The organism is Rhizobium sp. BK312 (assembly GCF_014193605.1).
Taxonomy (GTDB): domain Bacteria; phylum Pseudomonadota; class Alphaproteobacteria; order Rhizobiales; family Rhizobiaceae; genus Rhizobium.
In genome coordinates, this window is record NZ_JACHZP010000003.1 from 23,721 (window position 1) to 37,776 (window position 14,056).

Below are 14,056 nucleotides of genomic sequence, written 5' to 3' on the forward strand. Positions count from 1 at the left end.
GAGCCAACGGCAATTGACCGCCGGTTCGTGCTCCTTCAACGGGCCGCGTCGCCCCAGCGATATTCGACAGTGGCTTCGTCAAGCTTGGTTTTGAGCTCTGGATCGAGCTGCAGATCGATGGCGGCCAACGTGTCCGTCAGTTGTTCAGGACGGCTGGCGCCGATGATGGCTGAGGTGATGACCGGATTGGCCGCAACCCAGGCGACGGCAAGCTTGGTAAGCGATTGCCCGGCCTCTTCGGCAATGCCGCGGAGCTTCTCGATGGTCGCGAATTCGCGCTCGTGCCAATAACGCTGCAGATAGTTGCTGCCGGCGCTGCGAAGCTGTGCACTGAAGCGGCCTTCTGTCGGCGCGACATCATGCTTGTGCTTGCCGGTAAGGAGGCCGCCGGCGATCGGGTTATAGGGGATGACAGCGAGACGCTGTTCTTCGGCAAGCGGCAGCAGTTCGCGCTCGATCTGGCGGAACAAGAGATTGTAGCGCGGCTGCACCGAGACGAAGCGGGCGGTGCGCAGGAAATCGGCGCGGCCGAGCGCCAGTGCCAGCCGATAGGCGAGGAAATTCGACACGCCGACATAGCGAGCCTTGCCCGAGCGCACGATGACGTCGAGCGCCTCCAGCGTCTCGTCGATCGGTGTTTCGCGATCGTCCGAATGCAGCTGGTAAAGGTCGACATAATCGGTGCCGAGCCGCCGCAGCGAAGCGTCGATGGCGTCGAGGAGATGCTTGCGCGACGCACCCTGATCCCAGGGAGACGGGCCGACCTTTCCGACGGCTTTGGTCGCGACGATGAAACGGTCGCGCTTGCCCTTCAGCCAGCGCCCGACGATCTCTTCGGTGCGGCCGGCAAGCTGCTCGCCGCCGCCGAGCGGGTATACATCGGCCGTGTCGATGAAGTTGACCCCGGCATCTGCCGCCTTGTCGAGAATGGCATGTGCGATATCTTCCTGCTCGATCTGCAGGCCGAAGGTCATCGTGCCCAGGCAAAGACGCGAGACGCTGAGACCGGTATTGCCGAATTTCTGATACTGCATGATGAGCCCCTGCTGATGGGTTTGAGTTTGCCCGCTGAGCGGGGCGACGAAACAGGTTTGAAAATGTTCGCGAGCGAGAACGTCGCGATGTTAGCAAAGCCGGCTTCCGTGTTCACGCGTGAAGCAGGCCTTGAGTTCACGATTGCGTGCGAACGGCAGCCATTTGCAGAGCGCTCGATCGTTTTTGGGTAAAAAAGCTAAAGCGCGCGCTGACCTGCCTTTTTCCCTTGTCGCCTTTCGATTTCCTTTCTAGTCTAACGGGAAAAACAGAGGGTTGGGCATCGGCTGGATGCCCTTGAACAAAACAGGAGAGACTATGAAGTCCATGTTCGCACGGCTTGCAGCAACGGCTTTTGCGGTCGTTTCGCTGGCGACGGTCGCTCAAGCAGAAGACAAGGTCGTCAATATCTACAATTGGTCCGATTACATCGACAACTCAATCCTGGCGGATTTCACCAAGGAAACCGGCATCAAGGTCGTCTATGACACCTTCGACCAGAACGAGACGCTGGAAACCAAGCTGCTGGCCGGCAAGACAGGCTACGACATTGTCGTACCGACGGCCTACTTCCTGCAGCGCCAGATCAAGGCCGGCGTCTTCCAGAAGATCGACAAGTCCAAGCTGCCGAATATCTCCAACATGTGGGATACGGTGCAGAAGCGCATTGCGACCTACGATCCCGGCAACCAGTACGCCATCGACTACATGTGGGGCACGAGTGGTGTCGGCTATAATGTCGACAAAGTGAAGCAGATCCTCGGCACGGACGATGCGCCTGATATCAACGTGATCTTCGATCCGAAGCTCGCCGCCAAGTTCAAAGATTGCGGCATCTACGTGCTTGATTCCCCGACCGACGTCATTCCGGCCGCGCTGCGCTATCTGGGCCTCGACCCGAATTCGACCAAGCAGGAAGACTTCAAGAAGGCCGAGGATCTCCTGACCGCGATCCGTCCCTTCGTGCGCAAATTCCACTCCTCCGAATATATCAATGCGCTTGCCAATGGCGATATCTGCCTGGCGTTTGGCTATTCCGGCGACGTGCTGCAGGCCCGCAATCGTGCCGCCGAGGCGAAGAACGGCGTTAACATCGCCTATTCGATCCCGACAAAGGGCGCGCAGATGTGGTTCGACGTCATGGCGATCCCAGCCGATGCGCCGCATGTCGAGGAGGCGCATATTTTCCTCAACTACATCATGAGGCCTGAGGTTATCGCCAAGGCGAGCAACTTCACTTCCTATGCCAACGGCAACAAGGCGTCGCAGCAGTTCGTGAGCAAGGATGTACTGGAAGATCCGTCCGTTTATCCGACCGACGCGGTTCGCGAGAAACTGTACACGCTGACCCCGTGGGACTCTAAAACGCAGCGCGTGGCGACGCGCTTGTGGACAAAGGTCACGACAGGCCAATAAATCGAAGCGGCCCGGACGGCAACGTCCGGGCCTTTCCTTATGAGGACAATGCAGGAAATCACGAGCGCGCCGGGATGGGGAAGAGCCGGCGCGACGAGCGCCCGTAGGGGCATCCATTTGGGGATAGATAATGAAGTCACTCGGTAATATCCGGCGTTCCTTTGCTCCTTGGACCGATCCTTCGGCCAAACCTTACATTTCCTTCAAGAACGTGACGAAGAAGTTCGGTGACTTTACCGCCGTCGATAACCTCTCCCTGAATATCTACAATCGTGAATTCTTCGCTCTTCTCGGCGCATCGGGCTGCGGCAAGTCCACGCTTTTGCGCATGCTGGCGGGCTTCGAGCAGCCGACAACGGGCGAAATCGTGCTGGATGGGCAAGATCTTGCCGGCACGCCACCCTATCGCCGCCCCGTCAACATGATGTTCCAGTCCTACGCGCTGTTTCCCCATATGTCGGTGGAAAAGAACATCGCCTTCGGCCTGCGCCAGGATGGCATGCCGAAGTCCGAGATCGACGATCGCGTCGGGCAGATGCTGAAGCTCGTCAAGCTGGAGCAGTTCGCCAAGCGCAAGCCGAACCAGCTTTCCGGCGGTCAACGCCAGCGCGTGGCTCTAGCCCGCTCGCTTGCGAAACGGCCGAAGGTGCTGCTGCTCGATGAACCCCTTGGCGCGCTCGACAAGAAGCTGCGCGAGGAAACTCAGTTCGAACTCATGGATCTGCAGCAGAGCCTGGGGCTGACCTTCGTCGTCGTTACCCACGACCAGGAAGAGGCGATGACCATGGCCGACCGCATCGCAGTCATGAGCCACGGCAAGGTGGTGCAGGTGGCGACGCCGGCCGAGATCTACGAGGCGCCCAACTGCCGCTTCGTTGCCGACTTCATCGGCGATGTGAATATCCTCGACGGGAACGTCAACTCGGCACAATCGGGCATCGTCGAGATCGCGATCGAATCGGGCTTCACGGTGCGCACGGCTTCTGGCGACATACCATCGGCTGGAAGCCGCGCCAGTCTCGCCATCCGCCCGGAAAAGCTTCGGGTTTCGCCGCGTCCGCCGGCCAATGCCTCGGTCAATGCGGCAGAAGGCGAGATCTGGGACATCGCCTATCTCGGCGACATGACCGTTTTCCACGTCAAGCTGAAGAGCGGGCAAGTGGTCAAGGCCTCGTCGCTGAACGCAGTCCGCGCCGTGGAAGAGCCCTTCGCCTACGACCAGAACGTCTGGATCTCCTTCGATGAAAATGCCGGCGTCTTGCTGAAGGATTGATCATGAAAGCGCTCGGCTCCTCCATCTATCAGCGCCTCGTTATCATCGTTCCCTATGCCTGGTTGCTGCTCTTCTTTCTCGCGCCCTTCCTCATCGTCTTCCGCATCTCGCTGTCGACGAAGGCCCTGTCGGTGCCACCCTATGATCCGTCCTTCGCTTGGACCGACAGTTTCGGCGATTGGTGGGACAAGCTGCAAACCATGTCGTTCGACAATTACATATGGCTTGCCGGCGATCCGCTCTACATGAACGCCTATATCGAGAGCCTGCAGATTGCCGGCATCTCGACGCTCCTGACGCTGATCATCGCCTATCCGATCGCCTATGGCATGGCGCAGGCGCCGCGCACGATTCGGCCGACGCTGCTGATGTTGGTCATCCTGCCCTTCTGGACGAGTTTCCTCATCCGCGTCTATTCCTGGATGTCGATCCTGAGCACGACGGGCCTCCTGAACCAACTGCTGATGGCGCTCGGCATCATTCATGAGCCGCTTGTCATCCTGAACACCAATACCGCCGTCTATATCGGCATGGTCTATTCCTACCTGCCCTTCATGGTGCTGCCGCTTTATTCCGCGCTGGAAAAGATGGACGGCACGCTGATCGAGGCAGCGCAGGATCTCGGCTGCACGCCGATTGGCGCCTTCTGGCGCGTCACCTTTCCGCTTTCGCTTCCCGGGGTCATCGCCGGCTGCATGCTGGTCTTCATTCCCGCCGTCGGCGAATTCGTCATCCCCGATCTGCTCGGCGGATCGCAAACCCTGATGATCGGCAAGGTGCTCTGGACGGAATTCTACAGCAACACCGACTGGCCGCTGGCATCGGCGGTGGCGACCATCCTGCTTCTGGTGCTCGTGATTCCGATCGTCTTCTTCCAGCATTTTCAGGCAAAAGCCGACGAGAAGGGGAGATAACAAATGATCCGCTGGTCCCGCTTCAACATCGTCTCGGTCACGCTCGGCCTGGCCTTCCTCTACCTGCCGATCCTGCTGCTGGTGATCTACTCCTTCAACAGCTCGCGCCTCGTTACAGTCTGGGGCGGCTTCTCGACGCAATGGTACGTTCATCTTTTCAGCAATGATACGATGCTGAATGCCGCATGGCTGACGGTGCGCATCGCGCTGCTCTCGGCGACGATTGCAACGGTGCTCGGCACCTTCGCGGCGATTACCCTTGTGCGCTACACGCGTTTCCGCGGCCGCATCCTGTTTTCGGGAATGATCTACGCGCCGCTGGTCATGCCTGACGTCATCACCGGCCTGTCGCTGCTGCTGCTCTTCGTGACGTCGGGCGTCGATCGCGGATTCTGGACGATCGTGATGGCGCATACGACGCTGACCATGTGTTTCGTCGCCGTCGTCGTACAGTCCCGCTTGCTCACCTTCGATCGTTCCATCGAGGAGGCGGCGCTGGATCTCGGCGCACCGCCGGTGCGCACCTTCTTCGAGGTGACGCTGCCGATCATCGCGCCGGCCGTCTTCTCCGGCTGGGTACTGGCACTGACCTTGTCGCTCGACGATCTGGTGATTGCGACTTTCGCCTCCGGTGCCGGCGCCAAGACCCTGCCGATGCTGATCTACAGCCAGGTAAAGCTTGGCGTGACGCCGGAAATCAACGCCATCTGTACCATTCTGATCGGCGTGGTTGCCGTTGGGGTCATCTGCACTTCCATCGTGACGAAACGTCGCGAGGTTCAGCGACAAAGGGATGAGCACGCCGCTGCAGCAGCTTGAAGTGCTGCAGGCAAACCGCGTGAAGAACTACGGCTGTTGTATCGGCTTTTGCAGAAGCGTTGCGACCGGCGAAATCACCGGGTTCGGCCAACTGCCGCCAATGAAGAAGGGCAGCATCGGCAATTCGTCGGCATCGGATGGTGAGGTCGCCTCGATCGCACCGGAGAGGGCCAGCCCGTTGGTGCGGAACGGAACCACGCCGTTGAAGGTGATCGTTTCGTTGCGGCCCGTAACGGTTGCGTTCTGTACCTCGGCGGAGCCTTTGGCAAAACTTGCATCCGCGTTGATGCTGTCGAAGTCGAAAGACGAGTCGGCGATGTCGCTCATCCGGAAGAATGCCTTCTGGGCGGCAAGCGTCCGGAAGGTGGCGAGATTGAATTGGCGAAACGACCCTGCCGACGAAGCGAAGTGCAGCGTGCCGGCGACGTCGCTGAGCGTGGCAACCCAGATCGGCTTCGAGGTGCTGAGCGAAAGATCCAAGGACGCTGATGAAGGCATCGGCAATGGGCCGATCAGCTTCAGGCGCGTGAAGAGCCCACCGAAATCGGCGTTGCGAATCGATATCTGCAATTTGCCGCCGCCGTCGAAATCGCCCGGCGCGACCTCAAGATGCGCGGTCAGGGAACCATTTTCGAAGCCGCTGTCGCCTATGTCGAATTTCGCCTTGCCGCCTAACACCAGCAGGCTGGCGCCGATATCATCGAACTGGAAGGGGCCGAGAGCAGCCTTGTTCGATGACAGCCGCAGGTCGAGGTCGAGCCGCTGCAGCGGGTTGCCATTCAGCAGCGCATCGATGGCGGTTTCAGCTGCAAGGCGCATGGAGAAGGCGGCCAGGAAGGGATTGAGGTTCATCTGGTCGAAAGCCAGCGTGCCGGAGATCTTCGGTTTGCCCGCTTTCGTGTAGTTCAGGTCCATGATGCCGGAGGCAGCGGAATCGTTGACTTTGAAGCTCAGATTGTTGAAGCGCAGGCCGTTTTCGATCGCCGCGATGTTGGCGGTGAGCGAGATATTCTTGAGGGCATCTGCTGCCGGCAGGCGCTGACCGCTCCAGGCGATGAAGGAGGGAACATTCGGCACGTTCAGATCCAGATTGCCCGAAAGCGCCGAAAAGTCAGCTATGCTGGTGATGCCCGTATAGGTCCAGTTGATCAGCGGCGAGACGAAGCTGGTCGTGGTGTTCACATTCTTGCCGGCGAAGAAGAGCAGGGGCTGCGGCGAATCGAAATTCAGCTTGATGTCCTGACCGTTGAAGCGGGCAAGGATAACGGCGCTCAGCGAATGGGAAAGTCGTGGCCATGCGATGTCGGCGTTGACGGCGTTGAGCTTATAGATATTCCCGCTGCGCTCGTCGGCCATCTCGATGCTGCCGTCCTCGATGGTCAGCATGCCGATGGCCGCATCCTGTTCCTTGCTCATCCGCATGCCGTCGCCGGAGGAGGCCCCGGCCTGCTCGATCGCCTTGGAAAGCCGGCCTTCGTTCGTCCAGTCGATCAGGCCATTCTCGTCGCGGCGGATGTAAAGAGTCGGGCGCAGGAAATGGAATTCGTGAAAATGCGCGTGCCCGCGGATCGCCGACCACAGCGAGAAATCCGCGGAGAGGCTATCGACGTGACCGAGGACCTTGCCGTTCCTCGACGGTTCGCGGATGGTGACCTGGTTGAGCGTCACGCGTGGCGTCGGCCAGAAATCAAGTGTCGGGTCGCCTTCGATCTGGGCGCGATATCCCGTCCATTCCGAAAGTGCCTTCTCGATGCCGGAGCGCACCAGGCCGCTTGAAATCAGGAAAGGTGCGGTCGCTCTGAAGACAGCGAACACGATGAGGATCGTGAGAAGAATGATGCCGGTCGTGCGAGCAAAGGCAGGCAGCCAGCGCGAGGCCGAACGCATCGTCAACCGCCACTTGTTGTTTTTCGAAGCTCTCATGATCCCGAGGAGACTCTTGAACTGATAGGGATAGTCTGCCTGAGTTTGCCGGATATAGGAAATGTTTGCCCGATGCAAACGTCACGCACTGGCAATGCCCACAACACCATGTTTTATAATGCGCTGCAACATCGCTATATAGAGCGAAAAGCGGGGAGAGAAATATGCAGGATCAGCAGCCGCTCTGGACGCCGTCGGAGGAATTTCGCAACCAGAGCCCGATGTTTGCCTTCATGCAGGAGTGCAACCGCCGCTTCGGCCTCTCGCTGGCAGATTTTGCCGGCCTCCATGCGTGGTCCATCGCCGATCGTGAAAACTTCTGGTCGGCGGTATGGGATTTCTGCGGCGTGAAGGGCAAGCGCGGCGAGCGGGCGCTGATCCATGGCGATGTCATGCTGGATGCCCGCTTCTTTCCCGATGCCGAGCTGAACTTCGCCGAAAACCTATTGTCGCAAAGCGGCGAGGGCGATGCGCTGGTATTCTGGGGCGAGGACAAGGTGCGCAATCGCTGGTCATGGGACCGGCTGGCCGCGATGGTATCTCGCCTGCAGCAGGCCTACCGCGCCGAGGGCATCGGCAAAGGAGACCGCGTGGCGGCCATGATGCCGAACATGCCGGAAACCATTGCCTGCATGCTGGCGGCCGCGTCGATCGGCGCGATCTGGTCCTCCTGTTCGCCGGATTTCGGCGAACAGGGCGTTATGGATCGTTTCGGCCAGATCGAACCGAAGCTCTTCATCGCCTGCAGCGGCTATTGGTATGGCGGCAAGCTGCAGGATGTTACTGCAAAGGTCAGCGCCATCGCTCAGCGCCTGAAAGCGCCGACAGTCATCGTGCCCTATGCCGGCAATGCCGAGGCGGTCGTGACGGCAACGCCGGGCGCGCGAACCCTCAACGATCTGGTTGCCCCCTTTGAGGCGAAAGCGGTCGAGTTTGAGCCCATCTCCTTCTCCCATCCGCTCTTCATCCTGTTTTCCTCGGGCACGACGGGTGTCCCGAAGTGCATCGTGCATTCGACCGGCGGCGCGCTGCTGCAGCTCCTCAAGGAACATCGCCTGCATTGCGGCGTCGTGCCGGGCGAGAAGGTCTTCTACTTCACCACCTGCGGCTGGATGATGTGGAATTGGCTGGTGACCGGCCTTGCCGCCGGCGCGACGCTCTGCCTTTACGATGGTTCGCCCTTCGCACCCGATGGTAACATTTTGTTCGACTATGCGCAGGAAGAGAAATTCGCGCTGTTCGGCACCTCGGCCAAATATATCGACGCCGTCCACAAGAGCGGCCTCACGCCGAAGACCTCGCACGATCTTTCGAGCCTGCGGCTGATGACCTCCACCGGCTCGCCGCTGTCGCCGGAGGGCTTCACCTTCGTCTATGAGGGCATCAAGGACGATATCCAGCTCGCCTCCATTTCCGGCGGTACCGATATCGTCTCCTGCTTCGTGCTCGGCAACCCTCTGCAAGCGGTCTGGCGCGGCGAAATCCAGGGGCCTGGCCTCGGCCTTGCCGTCGATGTCTGGAACGACGAAGGCAAGCCGGTGCGCGGCGAGAAGGGCGAGCTCGTCTGCACCAAGGCCTTCCCCTCCATGCCGGTCATGTTCTGGAATGATCCCGAGCGTGCCAAATATCGCGCCGCCTATTTCGAGCGCTTCGACAATATCTGGTGCCACGGCGATTTCGCGGAGTGGACAGAGCATGGCGGCCTCATCATTCACGGCCGCTCCGACGCCACACTCAATCCCGGCGGCGTGCGCATCGGCACGGCCGAGATTTACAATCAGGTCGAGCAGATTCCCGAGGTTCTGGAGGCGCTCTGCATCGGTCAGGATTGGGACGATGACGTCCGCGTGGTGCTTTTCGTCCGCCTTGCCGCCGGCGTCGCCCTGACCGAAGACCTGGTCAAGGCGATGAAAACCCGCATCCGCACCGGCGCTTCGCCGCGCCATGTGCCGGCCAAGATCATCGCGGTTACGGATATCCCCCGCACGAAATCCGGCAAGATCGTCGAGCTTGCGGTGCGGGAGGTGGTGCATGGCCGTCCGGTCAAGAACAAGGAAGCGCTCGCCAATCCGGAAGCGCTCGATCTCTTCGCCGGGCTGGAAGAACTCAAAAGTTAAGGTGGGCCTTAAAACTGAGGGGCAAACGATGACCATCGTTTGCTAACCTCGCGTTAAGAAAGCTTGGTCAAAAGTAAAGGCCAACTTGAGACCGTTCGCATGAGCTGGAGCGGATTGGAGCCACTCTCGGCTCCCGAGACATGAAGTTCCCCGACTCGAGCTGGCTTTTCGACAGCATAAACTTCAAAGGCAGCGCGGTTCGCTGCCTTTTTTTCGTTTCGCCCGGCACGAAAACGCGTCTGCTCTGTACATTGCCGCCTTGAGCAAGTATGTGCACGCGTGAAGAAGAGGTTCGCGACGTGCGAGCCACGATGATCGCCGCCTGATGGCGCGCGAAGAATTCCGAAAGACAGATGATGACTGAATTCGAAGGCATCGCTCCTGCGATTGCCCAGGCTTTGGCGAAGCGCGGGTATGAAACGCTGACGCCGGTGCAAAAGGCCATGCTCGATCCGGGCCTGGCCGGCAAGGATGCGCTTGTCTCGGCCCAGACCGGCTCGGGCAAGACGGTTGCCTTCGGCCTGGCGCTGGCGCCCGGCCTGCTTGATGGCGCGGAACGCTTCGGCCGCGCCGGCGCGCCGCTGGCGCTGGCGATTGCACCGACCCGCGAACTGGCGCTGCAGTTGCAGCGCGAGCTGGAATGGCTCTATGGGCTGACGGGCGCCACGATCGCCTCCTGCGTCGGTGGCATGGACATGCGCACGGAGCGCCGCACGCTCGAGCGCGGTGCCCACATCGTCGTCGGCACGCCGGGGCGTCTCTGCGATCACATCCGACGCAATTCGCTCGATATCTCCGAACTCAAGGCCGTCGTGCTCGACGAGGCCGATGAAATGCTCGATCTCGGTTTCCGCGAGGATCTGGAGTTCATTCTGGAATCCGCGCCGTCCGATCGTCGCACGCTGATGTTTTCCGCCACCGTGCCGCGTTCGATCGCCAAGCTCGCCGAAAACTATCAGCGCGATGCCGTCCGCATCGCGACCGCCTCTGAGGCCAAGCAGCATGTCGATATCGATTATCGCGCGCTGACCGTCGTGCCGAGTGACCGGGAAAACGCCATCATCAACGTGCTGCGCTATTATGAGGCGCGCAATGCCATCGTTTTCTGCTCGACGCGTGCTGCCGTCAATCACCTGACGGCTCGCTTCAACAATCGTGGCTTTTCGGTTGTTGCGCTCTCAGGCGAACTCAGCCAGAACGAGCGCACGCACGCTTTGCAAGCCATGCGCGACGGCCGGGCTCGTGTCTGCATCGCAACCGACGTCGCCGCCCGCGGCATCGATCTGCCGGGGCTGGAGCTGGTCATTCACGCCGATCTGCCGACCAATCCGGACACGCTGCTGCATCGCAGCGGCCGCACCGGCCGCGCCGGCAACAAGGGCGTCAGCGCCCTCATCGTGCCGCTCAGCGCCCGCCGCCGCACCGAACGCCTGCTGGAAGCTGCTCGCATCCGCGCCACCTGGGCAAAGCCGCCGTCAGCCGATGAAGTGAGCCAGCGCGACGATGAAAGGCTTCTTGCCGATCCGGTCTTTGAAGCGCCGCTTGCCGAAGACGAGGAGGCGATCGTCCGGCAGCTGTTGGAGCGCCACGGCGCCGAGCAGGTTGCCGCAGCATTCCTGCGGCAATACCGCGCCGGCCATTCCGCGCCCGAGGAATTGCAGGACGTGCCGGCCGAAGGTGAGCGCCGAAAGCCCCGCCGCGACGATTTTCCGGTCACGCCTCGCGATGAAGGCTCGTCTGCTGGACGCAACGACTTCACCGATGGTCTCTGGGTATCGCTCTCTGTCGGACGCAAGCAGAATGCCGAGCCGCGCTGGCTGATCCCCATGCTCTGCCGCAACGGCAATCTGACCAAGCGTGACATCGGTGCCATCAAGATGCAGCCCGAGGAAACCTTCGTCGAGCTCTCGACGGAGAGTTTTGAGCGCTTCCTCGCGGCCATTGGCCCTGACAAGACGCTGGAGCGCGGCATCAGGGTCAAGCCGCTTGCCGGCATACCGGATTTCCAGACCAAGCGGGAAGGCGGCTTCGCAAAGAAGAAGCCCTTCGCTGAGAAGGGCGCCCGTTCGAATGACGGCCCGAAGCCGAAATGGAAGTCCGACCGCAAGCCGGAGCGGTCGAATGCAGGCGAGGGCGGTGTTTCCGAGCGTTCCGACAAGAAGCCTTGGGCGAAAAAGCCCGGAAAGCCGGGCTTCGCCAAGAATGACGGGCCGCCAGCAGGCAAGCCGAATTCGAGGGCCAAGCGCAAGGCCACGCGGGCTCAGGGAGAATAATCTCCGTCGCCGAGTTCAAGGGGGCGGCCGCCCCCTTGGCGCTATCTCCGCATCCCCCGGCAAGAGGAGGCTGCTATTCCGAGCGCCATTACTCGAAGAAGATCAAGCTTGCCGGCGATGGTGGTAGTGGCTTTACCGTCACATTATGAAAACCGGCACGCCTAGCCATCTCGGTCAGGCCCTTCTGCGTGTAGGCTTCGCCTTTTGGTGTACTGGCCAGCATCTCCCATGAGAAAGCAGCTGGGAAGGGCGGCGAGACGAGATCGTCGTTAGGCACGAAGTCCACCGCAACCACCTTGCCCTCAGCGCTCAGGCTAGCTCGGCTCTTCCTAAGCAGTCCGGCGCAGGTTTCCAGGTCGAAGTGATGCAGGAAGTTCGGCAGCAGGATAAGATCATAGTCCGTGCCCCAGTCGACTTCGAATGCGCTGCCGGCAATGACTTTGTAGCGTTCGGCGACGCCAAATTGCTGCGCATTACGTTTGGCCAATTCCAGAACGGAGCCCCAATCGACCGCAACGATCTCGGCCGAAGGAAAAGCCTTCGCCATCTCGATCCCGAAAAGCCCGTGCCCTGCAGCGATATCAAGTATCTTCCTTGGCTGCATGGGCAAGTTGGCCATTTCGGTGGCGAGGCTGATCGCGCTGCCGCCAGTGAACGAGCCCATGCCGCGAGCAAATTTCACCCACACCGGATTATCCGGAGACATGTTTGCCAATCCAATGGACCCGCCGTTGCGGACATAGGAAGCCGGATTGTCCAGGATCTGTTTGAGGATCTCCGGGGCGGCCAGGAATTCGATGGCCCCGCCCATATAGGCTGGTGAATGCCGGTCGAGGAAAACTCGGCTGGATGGGGTCAGAGCGTATTGATTGCCTGTTTTCGTGAGAAAGCCGTTCACAACGAGATAGTCGCACAGAATGCGAACGCCTCTTTCATCTGCATTTGCTGCGGCCGCCAGGGATGCTGCATTGCTGCCGTCACCAATCAAGGTAAAAAGGTCGAGTTCTATGGCGGCTACGATGGCGGCCGTCTTTCGGCACGCAAACATTGCATCGACCACTAGATTGGGCGAAACTTCGCCGACGTCTACTTCTACTGCCGTCGATGACATTGGATCCCCCTTATGTGCCCAATGACCGACCGGAATAGTCGGTCGTAAGGATGAACTATCTCACGAAAGGCGCCTGACTTTAAGTTTGTTATCGATAATACTGAAAAGATACATCAGATATTCTTGGCCTGCGGCGCGGGCGAAGTCGTCGTGGCAGAACTTCACGACAACCGCGACGTTACGGCCAATCTGCAAGTGGCTGCCGAAGCCAAGAAAATGTTTGCCCGGTGCAGCACGCGGTTATTCGGCTTGACATTTAAAGCGCGTCAGGCAGAAAATTGATCATGGGGCTGCGATCACCCCACGAGGCTACGGCTGAAGAATCGCGTCCGTGAAACCGAGCCAACGGAGGACGCGCTATGCCGTCATTTCTGGAAATTACACCCGACAAGCTCAATCGCATTATCGGCACGCCCAATTTGCCGACGATTATCGATGTCCGTAATGACGAGGATTTCGCTGCCGATCCCCGTCTTGTTCCCAGTTCGATCCGTCGCGACTATCGACGGGTAGCCGACTGGGCGAACGAACTGGCGGGGCCCACCATCATTCTCTGTCAGAAAGGACAGAAACTCGCCCACGGAGTTGCTGCCCATCTGCGTGTGGTCGGAAAGGAGGCGGAGGTCCTCGAAGGCGGGTTCGAAGCGTGGCGCAGCGCGAAGTACATGCTGGTCGCCGAGGAAAAGCTGCCTCCCCGCGATGCCAAGGGGCGGACGGTATGGGTAACGAGGGCACGGCCGAAGATCGATCGTATCGCTTGCCCATGGCTGATCCGGCGCTTCATCGATCCGTCAGCGATCTTCCTGTTCGTTCCCGCAACCGAAGTTTCGGCAGTCGGCGATCGCTTTAAAGCGACACCATTCGATATAGAGGATGTCTTCTGGAGTCATCGCGGCGAACTGTGCACCTTCGATGTCATGATCGAGGAATTCGGTCTCGGCACAGAACCTCTCCTTCATCTTGCAACCATCGTTCGGGGCGCCGATACCGCCCGGCCGGACCTGGCACCTGAAGTGCCGGGGCTGCTTGCGGCCTCACTTGGGCTTTCGCGAATGTTCAACGACGACCTGCAGCAGTTGGAAGCCGGCATGGCGCTTTACGATGCCTTCTATCGTTGGTGTCGTGATGCGACGGAAGAGACGCACAATTGGCCAAATCCGAGGAAGATGTAAGAGACT

General features: G+C 60.0%; 11 protein-coding genes. 8 read left to right on the forward strand and 3 right to left on the reverse strand.

The window, feature by feature from the left end; genetic code table 11:
* Positions 1-35: 35 nt before the first annotated feature.
* Positions 36-1,034, reverse strand: a complete 999-nt coding sequence (locus FHT85_RS08710) for an aldo/keto reductase (protein ID WP_112409912.1) — start codon at positions 1,032-1,034, stop codon at positions 36-38.
* A 325-nt stretch (positions 1,035-1,359) separates the two neighbouring features.
* Between FHT85_RS08710 and FHT85_RS08715 the strand changes: the two genes are divergently transcribed.
* The 4 genes from FHT85_RS08715 to FHT85_RS08730 all read left to right on the forward strand — a co-directional run bounded on the left by FHT85_RS08715 (position 1,360) and on the right by FHT85_RS08730 (position 5,454).
* Positions 1,360-2,448: a polyamine ABC transporter substrate-binding protein gene (locus tag FHT85_RS08715; protein ID WP_246779948.1), complete on the forward strand. Its 1,089-nt coding sequence runs from the start codon at positions 1,360-1,362 to the stop codon at positions 2,446-2,448.
* A 130-nt stretch (positions 2,449-2,578) separates the two neighbouring features.
* Positions 2,579-3,721 (forward strand): ABC transporter ATP-binding protein, encoded by a 1,143-nt coding sequence (locus FHT85_RS08720; protein WP_112335331.1) that lies wholly within the window; start codon positions 2,579-2,581, stop codon positions 3,719-3,721.
* 2 nt (positions 3,722-3,723) lie between these two features.
* The gene (locus FHT85_RS08725) at positions 3,724-4,635 is read left to right on the forward strand and encodes an ABC transporter permease subunit (RefSeq protein ID WP_015338857.1); all 912 of its coding nucleotides are present in this window, start codon (positions 3,724-3,726) and stop codon (positions 4,633-4,635) included.
* Positions 4,636-4,638: 3 nt separating this feature from the next.
* Positions 4,639-5,454, forward strand: coding sequence for an ABC transporter permease subunit (locus FHT85_RS08730; RefSeq protein WP_112398702.1), 816 nt, complete (start codon positions 4,639-4,641; stop codon positions 5,452-5,454).
* A gap of 27 nt (positions 5,455-5,481) precedes the next feature.
* On the opposite strand, the gene FHT85_RS08735 is transcribed toward FHT85_RS08730, so the two are convergent.
* Positions 5,482-7,377 carry an AsmA family protein gene (locus FHT85_RS08735; RefSeq protein ID WP_112409913.1) on the reverse strand — a complete coding sequence of 632 codons (1,896 nt, stop codon included), beginning with the start codon at positions 7,375-7,377 and terminating at the stop codon, positions 5,482-5,484.
* Between the two features lie 164 nt (positions 7,378-7,541).
* Between FHT85_RS08735 and FHT85_RS08740 the strand changes: the two genes are divergently transcribed.
* Both FHT85_RS08740 and FHT85_RS08745 read left to right on the forward strand, forming a co-directional pair.
* Positions 7,542-9,494: an acetoacetate--CoA ligase gene (locus FHT85_RS08740; RefSeq protein WP_112409914.1), complete on the forward strand. Its 1,953-nt coding sequence runs from the start codon at positions 7,542-7,544 to the stop codon at positions 9,492-9,494.
* Positions 9,495-9,850: 356 nt separating this feature from the next.
* On the forward strand, positions 9,851-11,767 hold the full coding sequence (locus FHT85_RS08745; protein ID WP_112409976.1) for a DEAD/DEAH box helicase: 1,917 nt from the start codon (positions 9,851-9,853) through the stop codon (positions 11,765-11,767).
* A gap of 88 nt (positions 11,768-11,855) precedes the next feature.
* On the opposite strand, the gene FHT85_RS08750 is transcribed toward FHT85_RS08745, so the two are convergent.
* Positions 11,856-12,878: an SAM-dependent methyltransferase gene (locus tag FHT85_RS08750; RefSeq protein WP_112398705.1), complete on the reverse strand. Its 1,023-nt coding sequence runs from the start codon at positions 12,876-12,878 to the stop codon at positions 11,856-11,858.
* Between the two features lie 150 nt (positions 12,879-13,028).
* Here FHT85_RS08750 and FHT85_RS30805 point away from each other — a divergent pair, with 150 nt between their 5' ends.
* Together FHT85_RS30805 and FHT85_RS08755 are read left to right on the forward strand one after the other, a co-directional pair.
* On the forward strand, positions 13,029-13,160 hold the full coding sequence (locus FHT85_RS30805) for a hypothetical protein (protein WP_281412937.1): 132 nt from the start codon (positions 13,029-13,031) through the stop codon (positions 13,158-13,160).
* A gap of 77 nt (positions 13,161-13,237) precedes the next feature.
* Positions 13,238-14,050: a chromate resistance protein ChrB domain-containing protein gene (locus FHT85_RS08755; protein ID WP_112335335.1), complete on the forward strand. Its 813-nt coding sequence runs from the start codon at positions 13,238-13,240 to the stop codon at positions 14,048-14,050.
* Positions 14,051-14,056: the final 6 nt, after the last annotated feature.

Bases quoted from the DNA above. Each gene is read 5' to 3' on its own strand.
- FHT85_RS08735 (WP_112409913.1), bottom strand. From the start codon at position 7,377: ATGAGAGCTTCGAAAAACAACAAGTGGCGGTTGACGATGCGTTCGGCC.
- FHT85_RS08745 (WP_112409976.1), top strand. From the start codon at position 9,851: ATGACTGAATTCGAAGGCATCGCTCCTGCGATTGCCCAGGCTTTGGCG.
- FHT85_RS08710 (WP_112409912.1), bottom strand. From the start codon at position 1,034: ATGCAGTATCAGAAATTCGGCAATACCGGTCTCAGCGTCTCGCGTCTT.
- FHT85_RS08725 (WP_015338857.1), top strand. From the start codon at position 3,724: ATGAAAGCGCTCGGCTCCTCCATCTATCAGCGCCTCGTTATCATCGTT.
- FHT85_RS08750 (WP_112398705.1), bottom strand. From the start codon at position 12,878: ATGTCATCGACGGCAGTAGAAGTAGACGTCGGCGAAGTTTCGCCCAAT.
- FHT85_RS08730 (WP_112398702.1), top strand. From the start codon at position 4,639: ATGATCCGCTGGTCCCGCTTCAACATCGTCTCGGTCACGCTCGGCCTG.
- FHT85_RS08715 (WP_246779948.1), top strand. From the start codon at position 1,360: ATGTTCGCACGGCTTGCAGCAACGGCTTTTGCGGTCGTTTCGCTGGCG.
- FHT85_RS08740 (WP_112409914.1), top strand. From the start codon at position 7,542: ATGCAGGATCAGCAGCCGCTCTGGACGCCGTCGGAGGAATTTCGCAAC.
- FHT85_RS08720 (WP_112335331.1), top strand. From the start codon at position 2,579: ATGAAGTCACTCGGTAATATCCGGCGTTCCTTTGCTCCTTGGACCGAT.
- FHT85_RS08755 (WP_112335335.1), top strand. From the start codon at position 13,238: ATGCCGTCATTTCTGGAAATTACACCCGACAAGCTCAATCGCATTATC.